Raw genomic sequence first — 9,069 nt, 5'->3', positions numbered from 1 at the left:
AGATCGGCGCGGTCACGCTCGCGGCCGGCGAGACCGGCTCCGCCGCCGGTCAGGTGCTGAACGCCGCCGGCGAACTGTCCCACCAGTCCGACACGCTCGAACGCAAGGTCGAGGACTTCCTTTCCCAGATCCGCGCGGCGTGAGACGGGGCTACGCCGCCTGTGGCGACGGTTTCGGTAGCTTCTCGGCGATGCCCATCATGGTTTCGCGCCGGGACATTTCGGCCCAGATCTCTTCGGGCGTGATGTCGAGATGCGCCCAGAGCACGGCCAGCTGATAGAGCAGGTCGCAGCTCTCGAGCACGACGCCCTGGCGGTTGCCCGTGGCCGCGTCGATCGCGACCTCGATCGCTTCCTCGCCCAGCTTCTGGGCGATCTTCGTCGTCCCGGTCGCCAACAGCTTGGCGGTCCGCGACGACCCGGCCGGGGCACCCTTGCGAGCGGCCACGGCGGCATATAGCCGATCGATCGGATCGCTCATCGCCCTGCCTCCCGTTGAAATCCACTCCTTCAATAGGTTGGCCCGCCGCGTCTCGCCGCAAGATGGATCAATCGCGCGATTGGTCTAGAAATCCAGCGCGGCATCGCGATGGCGACGATAAAACCGCCTTGGAATCATGCTAGGCAGGATGCCTGGACATCCTCCCGGGAAAGCGCGCCGATCATGACCGAAACCTACGACCTCGCCATCGTCGGCGCCGGCATCATCGGCCTCGGCCATGCCCTGGCGGCAGCACGGCGCGGCTTGAAGATCATCGTCATCGATCGCGATGCCCAGGCGAACGGCGCGTCGATCCGCAATTTCGGCTTCATCACCGTGACCGGCCAGGCCGGCGGCGACATGTGGCGCCGCGCGCGCCGGGCCCGCGATGTCTGGGACGAGATCGTCGGCCCGGCGGGCATCCCGGTCATCCATCGCGGCACGGCGATCCTGGCGCGCAGCGACGAGGCGCTGGCCGTCGCCCGGGAATTCGCCGCGGGCGAGATGGGCGAGGGCTGCACCGTGCTGCCGCCTGCAGCCCTCGACCAGAAAATGCCGGTCGCCCGTCGCGATGGGCTCCGCGGCTTCCTGTGGAGTCCCCACGAATTGCGGGTCGAGCCGCGCACGGCGGTGCCGGCGGTCGCGAAATGGCTGGAGAGTGCCCATGGTGTGACCTTCCTGCGCGGCGCCGCCGTTACGGAAGTGGCGCCGCCGCGGATCGAAACCAGCCGCGGCCCGGTCCATGCCGACAAGGTCGTCGTCTGCCCCGGCCCCGATCTCGTCACCCTGTTCCCGGAAACCATCGCCAAATACCGGCCGACGCTCTGCAAGCTCCACATGCTGCGCCTGGCGCCGCAGGGTGCCGGCTGGAAACTGGGCGCCTCGGTCATGATGGACCTGAGCTTCGGCCGCTACCTGGGTTTCGACGGCTGCCCGAGCGTCGGCGCGCTTCGGGCGCGGATCGCGGAACGGGAACCCCTGACCCTGGCCAACGGCATTCACCTGATCGTGGTGCAGAGTGCCGACGGTTCGCTGGTGGTTGGCGATTCCCACCATTACGCGCCGACGCCGGATCCGTTCGCGCCCGATGCGGTCGACCAACTGATCCTGCGCCACGCCAAGGAGACGCTGGACCTGGCCGACGACCGGATCGTCGAGCGCTGGACCGGGGTCTATCCGTCATCCGACGCGGACACCCCGGCCTTCTTCGACACGCCGCTGCCGGACGTGCGCATCGCGATGGTGACGAGCGGGGCCGGAATGAGCACCGGCTTCGCCCTTGCCGAGGAAGTGATCGCCGATCTCTACGGGTGATCGCACGGGCGATTTCCTCCGGCCGCAAAGCGCGCTACGGATAGGGGATGAATCTCGACGAGGCGTTCTATCGGCTGGTGCTGGCGCTGTTCTGCGGCGGCCTGATCGGCTTCGAGCGGCAGTGGCGCCAAAAGATGGCGGGGCTGCGCACCAACGTGCTGGTCGCGATCGGCGCCTCGGCCTTCGTGCTGTTCGCCTATCGCCTGACCCCGATGGGCGATGCAACCCGCATGGCGGGCCAGGTCGTGACCGGCATCGGCTTCCTGGGCGCCGGTGTGATCATGCACGAGGGCGTCAACGTCCATGGGCTGAACACCGCCGCGACACTGTGGTGTTCGGCAGCGGTCGGCATGTTCGCCGGTGCCGGCATGATGTTCGAGGCGGCGATCTTCGCCGTGTTCGTCACGCTGACCAACATGGTCATGCGGCCGCTGGTGATGCTCATCAACCGCCATACCGGACCGGCGGCGGAGATCGAGCAACGCTACGTGATCAAGGTCGTGGCCGAAAAAGCCGACGAGGCCCGGCTGCGTGCCGGTTTGCTCGAAGCGCTCGAGGCCGGCCACCTCGGCCTGCAGCAGCTGAAGAGCACGGCGCTCGACGGCGGCGAGATCGAGATCTCGGCAACCGTCATTGCCCCCCATCGCGAGGACGGCAAGATGGAGGCGATCGTCAGCCGCGCCAGCCTGCAGCCCTCGGTCAGCGCCGCCAAATGGCAGGTGGCGCCGAGCGGTCAGAGCGTCTCCGACTGAGTATCGCTACGGCTGTTCGCCGCGGGCGAGCCGCCCCTCGATCGCCTCCAGCACCGGCAGCAGGTCGGCGACACTGTCGATGACGTAATGGGCACCGGCACGGGTCAGCTCGCGTTCGGCGGCGGTGCGGCGCTCGGCGAATTCGGCCGGGGGGAGCGCCGCGGTCTCGTCTGCGGACAGGCCGAAGCCGTTGCCGCTGACCGACAGGCCGACGGTCCAGGTGCCGGCGTTCAACCCCTCGTCGATCCCTGGCACCGTGTCGTCGACCTTGATCACCGACGCCGGAGGCCAGATGCCGAGGTCGGTGAAGCAGCGATACATCATGAGCGGACCCGGGCGACCCTCGGCCAGGTCTCCGGCGCAGACCAGATTGTCGGGCGCGTAGCCGGCCCGGGCCGCGATCGGCGCCAGGACCTCCATGATCGGGCGGTTGTAGCCGGTCGTTGACCCGATCTTCAGGCCGCGGGCACGCAGCGCTGCGACTATCTCCAAAGCGCCCGGGATGATGTCGGCGAATTGCGGCACGACCTGGGCATTCAATGGAGTGAATACCTCGTAGATTTGGTCGACGTCGCCATCCGCGAAATCGCGGCCATGGGCGGCCTGCCAGCGGGCCCCGACGGCAGGCTGGCGGCCGACGGCTTGGATGTGCTGCCATTTCGGCAGGCCCATCGGCGCCCGCGCCTCGGCGACCGAAATCTCGACGCCGAAGCGGCGGAACACTTCGACGAACACGCCCATCGGCGCGCGGCTGCCGTGATCGACGATGGTGCCGGCCCAGTCGAAGACGACCGCCCGGATCTTGCCGCCATAGTTTCGTGCCATCTCGGTTCTCCCTGCCCGCTGCCCCAGCCTAGCGCGGCGCGACCTTGGCCGGAATGCGCGACAGGCCGATCAGCACCGCGAGCGTGGTCAGGATCAGGAGGATGGTCAGGGCCGACCCCTCGAACACGTCGCCCCGGTCGGTCAGCGAGAAGATCCCGACCGGCAAGGTCACCCAGCCGGGCGGATAGATCATCACGGTGGCGCCCAGCTCGCCCATCGACAGAGCGAAGCTGAGGCTGAACGCAGCGATCAGGTGGGGCAGGATCAGCGGCAGGGTGACGTGGCGCAGGCGATACGCCGGCCGCGCGCCCAGGCTCTCGGCGATCTGCTCGAAATCCGGCGACATGCGGGCGAGGCCGGCCGAGACGTTGCCGTAGGTGAAGGCGGAAATCAGGATCAGGTGGGCCACGAACACGATCGTGCTGGTGCCGTTCAGCAGGATCGGCGGCCGGCTGAATGCGACCAGCAGCCCCAAGCCGACCGAGACGGACGGCACCGCGCTGGGCACGAAGAACAGCAGGTCGAGCAGCCGGCGCGGCAGGCCGGAAAAGCTGCGGAGCGCCAGCGCCGCCCAGGTGCCGAGCAGCAGGGCGATGCCGCTCGCGACCAAGCCGGTCACGACGCTGGTCCACAGCGCCTCGCCCGAAGCGCCGGCGACGGCATCCAGATAATGCTTCACCGTCGGCAGGCTGGGCAGCGCGTCGTTCCATTGCCCGGCGAAGCTCGCGGCCAGAATGATGGCGAGCGGCGCCACATAGACGATACCGATCAGGAGGGCGGCGAAGCCCCAGGCGAGCCAGCGGCCCGATCTAGACCACACCAGCATTGCGGCCTCCGACGCGGGCGACCACGGTGCGGTAGACCAGATAGAGCGACAGCGACAGCGCCACGTTGATCACGGCGATGGCGCAGGCCGCGGTATAGTCGAATTCCTGGATCGCCTTGTCATAGACCAGCAGCGGCAGGGTGATGACGCCCTTGGCGCCGATGAACAGCACGATGCCGAACTCGTTGACCGTCAGCAGCAGGCACAGGCTGCCGCCGGCCAGCAGCGCCGGCATGGCGGCCGGCAGGATGACCTCGCGCACGATGCGTCCGGGCCGTGCGCCCAGGCTGCTCGCGACCTCGATCTGCGCGGTCTCGATCAGCTGGAACGCGGCCATCAGCGGGCGCAGCACGAAGGGCGTATAAACCGTGATCTCGGCCAGGATCACGCCCCAGGGCGAATAGAGGAAATCGACCGGCGGCCGCTCCAGGCCGAAGACCTCGACCAGCGTGCCGTTGAGGATGCCGGCCGAGCCGTAGATGAAGGTGAAGGCGAGGGCGACCAGGAAGGTCGGCAGCGCGATGAACGTGTCGATGCAGCGCGCGATCTCGCGCGCGCCGGGGAACGGCACGAACGACAGCACGAGTGCGATCGCGAAGCCCAGCACCAGGCATCCGATGCTGGCGGCGACCGCGATCTCGACCGTGTGCAGCAGCGCGCCGGTGAACAGGGCGGAACGGAACACGGCGGCGAAATGGTCGAGCGACACCTGCGTGCCGTCGCCGGTCAGGGCCTGGGTCGCGATCAGCGACAGCGGATAGAAGAACAGGCCGGCCAGCACCAGCAGCGGCGGCACGATCCACAGCCGGCCGCCGCCGAAGGACCGGGCTGGTCCGGCGAGCGTCGCCTCAGCCATGGGACGCGCCGGCCTCGTCGGCGATCAGGGTCGCGTCATGGGCGGCGAAGCCCAGGTCGAGCGGCATGCCGTGGGCCGGCGGTTCGCGCAGCGGTGCCGAGACGAGCCGCAGCGGCGTGCCGGCGCAATCGAGCGTGAGGGCATGGTGGTCGCCCTGCCATTGCACCGCGGTCACAGCCGCGGTCAGGCGGTTGCCATGATGCGGCTCGGCCAGTTTCAGGTCGTGCGGCCGGATGCAGACCAGGCAATCGGCGCCGGGCGACAGGGTCGGGTGGCCGGGCACGGTCAGTTCGATGGCGCCGAACCGGACCCGGACATGACCCGGCTCGGCCGGCCCCTCGATCCGCACCGGCAGCAGGTTGGCGCGGCCCAGGAACTCGGCGGTGAAGCGGTTGGGCGGCCGGCAATAGAGCTGGGTCGAGGGCCCGAACGAACTCAGCCGTCCGTCCTTCATGATCGCGATGCGATCGGCCAGGGTCAGCGCCTCGGTCTGGTCGTGGGTGACGTAGAGCACGGTCAGGGTCGGCAGGTCGCGGTGCAGCTTGGCCAACTCCTCGACCATCGACCGGCGGATCTGCGCGTCGAGCGCCGACAGGGGCTCGTCGAGCAGCAGCACGCGCGGCTGCACCGCCAGCGCCCGGGCGATCGCGACCCGCTGCTGCTGGCCACCGGACAGTTCACGAGGGAACCGGCCGACATAGCCGGCCATGCCGACCAGCCGCAGGCATTCCTTGACCCGGTCGGCAATCAGACCGGCCTCGGCCCTCTGCGCACGCAGGCCGAAGGCGACGTTGTCCTCGATCTTCATGTGCGGGAACAGCGCGTAGTTCTGCACGACCATGCCGATGCCGCGCGCATAGGGCGGCAGGTCGGTCACGTCGGTCTCGCCGATCCGCACGCGACCCCTGGTCGGCCGCACGAAACCGGCGACGGCGCGCAGTGCCGTGGTCTTGCCGGACCCGGACGGGCCGATCAGCGCCATGATCTCGCCGCGCTGGATCTGCAGCGAGAAATCGTCGAGCACCACCGTGCCGCGATAGGCGACGGTGATGCCCTCGAACGAAATGCCCTCGCCACGCGACGGGTGGGTCGGCGTGGCGGCGCGCGACGCGGCCAGGATGTCGTCGCTCATGACCGCGCCGGCGCGCACGAGGCTAGCTGCCCGTGACCTGGTGCCACTTCGCGACGTCGGCCTGCAGGTCGGTCAGGACCTGCGACCAGTCGGGCGTCCAGATCGTGACGCCTTCCATCAGCTTGTGCAGGTTCTTGTAGGCATCGTCGGTCGGCGTCACGTCCTTGCGCACCGGCAGGCCCTGGGCGACCGAGGTGACCGTCGCCTGTGCCTCTTTCGTCAGCAGGAAATCGATCAGTTTCTTGCCAGCGGCGGCATTGGGCGCGCCCTTCACCAGGCCGACGTAATAGGGCAGGGCGAAGGTCGAGCGCTTGCCGTCCGGCCCAGCCGGCCAGAACACGCGGATGTTCGGGTCCTGCGCCATCTGCGAGATGTTCATCTGCAGATCGCCGTTGGCGACATGCAACTCGCCCTTGTTGACCAGCGCGGTCAGCTTGCCGGTCGAGGCCGACGGGCCGACGTTGTTCGCCTGCAGCTTACCCAGGAAGTCGAAGCCGGCATCCTTGCTGCCATAGGCGTGGAACACCTGGATCATGACCGCGGTCCCGTCGCCGGCCTGGCCGGGCGTCGAGTACTGGATCTTGCCCTTGTACTTGGGATCCAGCAGCTCGGCGAAGGTCTTGGGCGCTTCTTTGACCACGGCCGAATCGTAGATGAAGTCCATGTAATTGTTGACCAGTGCCAGATAGAGCCCCTTCGGGTCCTTTTGCTCGGTCGCGACCTGGTCGGCACCGGCGGGCGTGTAAGGCTGCAGCAGCCCGTCGGCCGCGGCCTTCTGGATGAAGGGCGGCAGGGTCACCAGCACGTCGGCCTGCGGGTTGGTGGCTTCCTTGGCGATACGCTCGACGACACCGCCGGAACCGCCCTCGACATACTGCACCTTGACGCCGGTCGCCTTGGTGAAGGCGTCGAACTGGTTCTGGTACCAGTTGGGGCTGCCGTCATGCAGGCCGTCGGCGCTGTAGATGGTGACGACATCGGCGGCCCTGGCGGGTGCCGCACCCAGAACGGCGAGGCCCAGGCCGGCAATGGCGAGCTTCTTGATCAACATGTTCGGTCCTCCCAACAAAAGTGCGGGCACCATAATCGCCCGACATGACGGTGGCGTTACAGGCAGGGATCGAAGTCTCGTGCAGCAATCAAGCGATCGCCGATCGCCGCGGAGCGGCGGGCGTAAACGATTTCATGCAATTCACTTGCCGCAAGTTTAGTGACGCCTTGAGCAGCGGGCAGGACCTGATGAGTTAGGACCCGTCCCGCCTGCAGCTGACGGCCGACCTGCCTGGCGCGCAGGACCGCGTCGGTTGACGCCGCGGGCGGCGCTCCCCTATGGTCTTGGCCATGGCGATGGTGGTGATATCAGGCGCGTTTTCCGCGCGAATTATCCGCCCGGCTCCTTGACCCCAAGGGGCCGGGATCGTTCGTCTGCGCCGGCGCGCTTGTTGCCCGCGCATCCTCATTTTGGCCGTACCAGTCGCGTTTCGTCCCGGTCCGGGGCGACGCCGGCGGCCGCAGCTTCCGGATGACCATCGCCATGTCCGTCGATTACCGACCGACCGTCTTTCTGCCGCAGACCGATTTCCCGATGAAGGCCGAGCTGCCGAAGCGCGAGCCGGTCCTGCTCCAGCGCTGGGCCGAAACGGACCTCTACGAGCGGCTGCGCGCCACGTCCAAGGGGCGTGAGAAATTCGTGCTGCACGATGGGCCGCCCTATGCCAACGGCAACCTGCACATGGGCCACGCGCTCAACAAGGTGCTGAAGGACATCGTCGTCCGATCCCAGCAGATGCTGGGCAAGGATTCGGTCTATGTTCCCGGCTGGGACTGCCACGGCCTGCCGATTGAATGGAAGATCGAGGAGAAGTACCGGGCGGCCAAGCAGAACAAGGACGACGTGCCGATCGACGAGTTCCGGCGCGAATGCCGCGCCTTCGCCGAGCATTGGGTCGGTATCCAGCGCGAGGAGTTCAAGCGGCTGGGCGTGATGGGCGATTGGGACGATCCGTACCTGACCATGGCCTATCCGGCTGAGGCGCAGATCGTGCGCGAGATCGGCAAGTTCCTGATGAACGGCGGGTTGTTCCAGGGTGCCCGGCCGATCATGTGGTCGGTCGTCGAGCAGACCGCGCTGGCCGAAGCCGAGGTCGAGTACCACGACCATACGTCACGCACGATCCACGTCCGCTTCAAGGTGGTGAATCCGTCCGTCCCAGCGCTCGATGGCGCTTCGGTCGTGATCTGGACCACGACGCCCTGGACCATGCCGGCCAACCGGGCGATCGCCTATGGCGCCGCCTTCGATTATGCGGTCGTCCAGGTCGACGCGGTCGCCGATGGCAGCAAGGCCATGGTCGGCGAAAAGCTGGTGCTGGGCGCCGCCCTGGTCGAGCGGGTCGCCCAGGAGGTCGGCATCGCGGCCTGGACCGTGCTCGCGACCTTGAAGGGCGCCGATCTGGCCGGCACGATCGGGGCCCACCCGCTGCGCGGCCAGGGCTATGATTTCGACGTGCCGCTGCTGCCGGGCGATTTCGTCACGACCGATGCCGGCACCGGCTTCGTCCATATCGCGCCCAGCCATGGCGAGGACGATTTCCTGCTGGGCCGGGCGAACGGTCTGGAAATGCCGCAGACCGTGGATGACGACGGCAGCTATTTCGACCATGTGCCGCTGTTCGCGGGCAAGCGGGTCTATACACCCTACGGCAAGCCGGGCGACGCCAATCCGGCGGTGATCGAGGCGATCGACGCGGCCGGTGGCCTGCTGAAGGCCGGGACGCTCGTCCATTCCTATCCGCATTCCTGGCGCTCCAAGGCGCCGCTCATCTTCCGCACCACGCCGCAATGGTTCATCTCGATGGAGACGAACGGCCTTCGCCAGACGGCG

The 9,069-nt window shown here is 67.8% G+C and carries 9 protein-coding genes; 3 read left to right on the top strand and 6 right to left on the bottom strand.

The genetic code is table 11. The features are described 5' to 3' along the window. Positions 1–150: 150 nt before the first annotated feature. Positions 151–480 (bottom strand): phosphoribosyl-ATP diphosphatase, encoded by a 330-nt coding sequence (gene hisE, locus VGV37_RS24890; protein ID WP_326882491.1) that lies wholly within the window; start codon positions 478–480, stop codon positions 151–153. A gap of 183 nt (positions 481–663) precedes the next feature. Between hisE and VGV37_RS24885 the strand changes: the two genes are divergently transcribed. After that, positions 664–1,794 (top strand): TIGR03364 family FAD-dependent oxidoreductase, encoded by a 1,131-nt coding sequence (locus tag VGV37_RS24885; RefSeq protein WP_326882490.1) that lies wholly within the window; start codon positions 664–666, stop codon positions 1,792–1,794. A gap of 47 nt (positions 1,795–1,841) precedes the next feature. Continuing rightward, positions 1,842–2,546, top strand: a complete 705-nt coding sequence (locus VGV37_RS24880) for an MgtC/SapB family protein (protein ID WP_326882489.1) — start codon at positions 1,842–1,844, stop codon at positions 2,544–2,546. 6 nt (positions 2,547–2,552) lie between these two features. On the opposite strand, the gene phnX is transcribed toward VGV37_RS24880, so the two are convergent. The 5 genes from phnX to VGV37_RS24855 are packed head-to-tail and all read right to left on the bottom strand — an operon-like array spanning position 2,553 to position 7,236. Continuing rightward, complete coding sequence (gene phnX / locus VGV37_RS24875) at positions 2,553–3,371, bottom strand: phosphonoacetaldehyde hydrolase (protein WP_326882488.1); 819 nt, start codon at positions 3,369–3,371, stop codon at positions 2,553–2,555. Positions 3,372–3,399: 28 nt separating this feature from the next. Further along, positions 3,400–4,197 (bottom strand): ABC transporter permease subunit, encoded by a 798-nt coding sequence (locus VGV37_RS24870; RefSeq protein WP_349256468.1) that lies wholly within the window; start codon positions 4,195–4,197, stop codon positions 3,400–3,402. Then, entirely contained in the window at positions 4,181–5,053 is an 873-nt protein-coding gene (locus VGV37_RS24865) for a 2-aminoethylphosphonate ABC transporter permease subunit (RefSeq protein WP_326882486.1), read from the bottom strand. Before VGV37_RS24865 ends, VGV37_RS24870 begins: the two co-directional genes overlap by 17 nt. After that, a complete protein-coding gene (locus VGV37_RS24860) occupies positions 5,046–6,185 on the bottom strand; it encodes an ABC transporter ATP-binding protein (protein WP_326882485.1) in 1,140 nt (379 codons plus the stop codon). Before VGV37_RS24860 ends, VGV37_RS24865 begins: the two co-directional genes overlap by 8 nt. Before the next feature lie 22 nt (positions 6,186–6,207). Continuing rightward, positions 6,208–7,236: a 2-aminoethylphosphonate ABC transporter substrate-binding protein gene (locus VGV37_RS24855; protein WP_326882484.1), complete on the bottom strand. Its 1,029-nt coding sequence runs from the start codon at positions 7,234–7,236 to the stop codon at positions 6,208–6,210. A gap of 483 nt (positions 7,237–7,719) precedes the next feature. On the opposite strand from VGV37_RS24855, the gene VGV37_RS24850 reads away from it, so the two are divergent. Next, on the top strand, positions 7,720–9,069 hold a 1,350-nt coding region (locus VGV37_RS24850; protein ID WP_326882483.1), incomplete at its 3' end, for a class I tRNA ligase family protein.

The sequence above is a fragment of the Aliidongia sp. genome (assembly GCF_035943795.1).
GTDB lineage: Bacteria > Pseudomonadota > Alphaproteobacteria > ATCC43930 > CGMCC-115725 > Aliidongia.
This window is presented reverse-complemented; position numbering and strand designations above follow the sequence as displayed.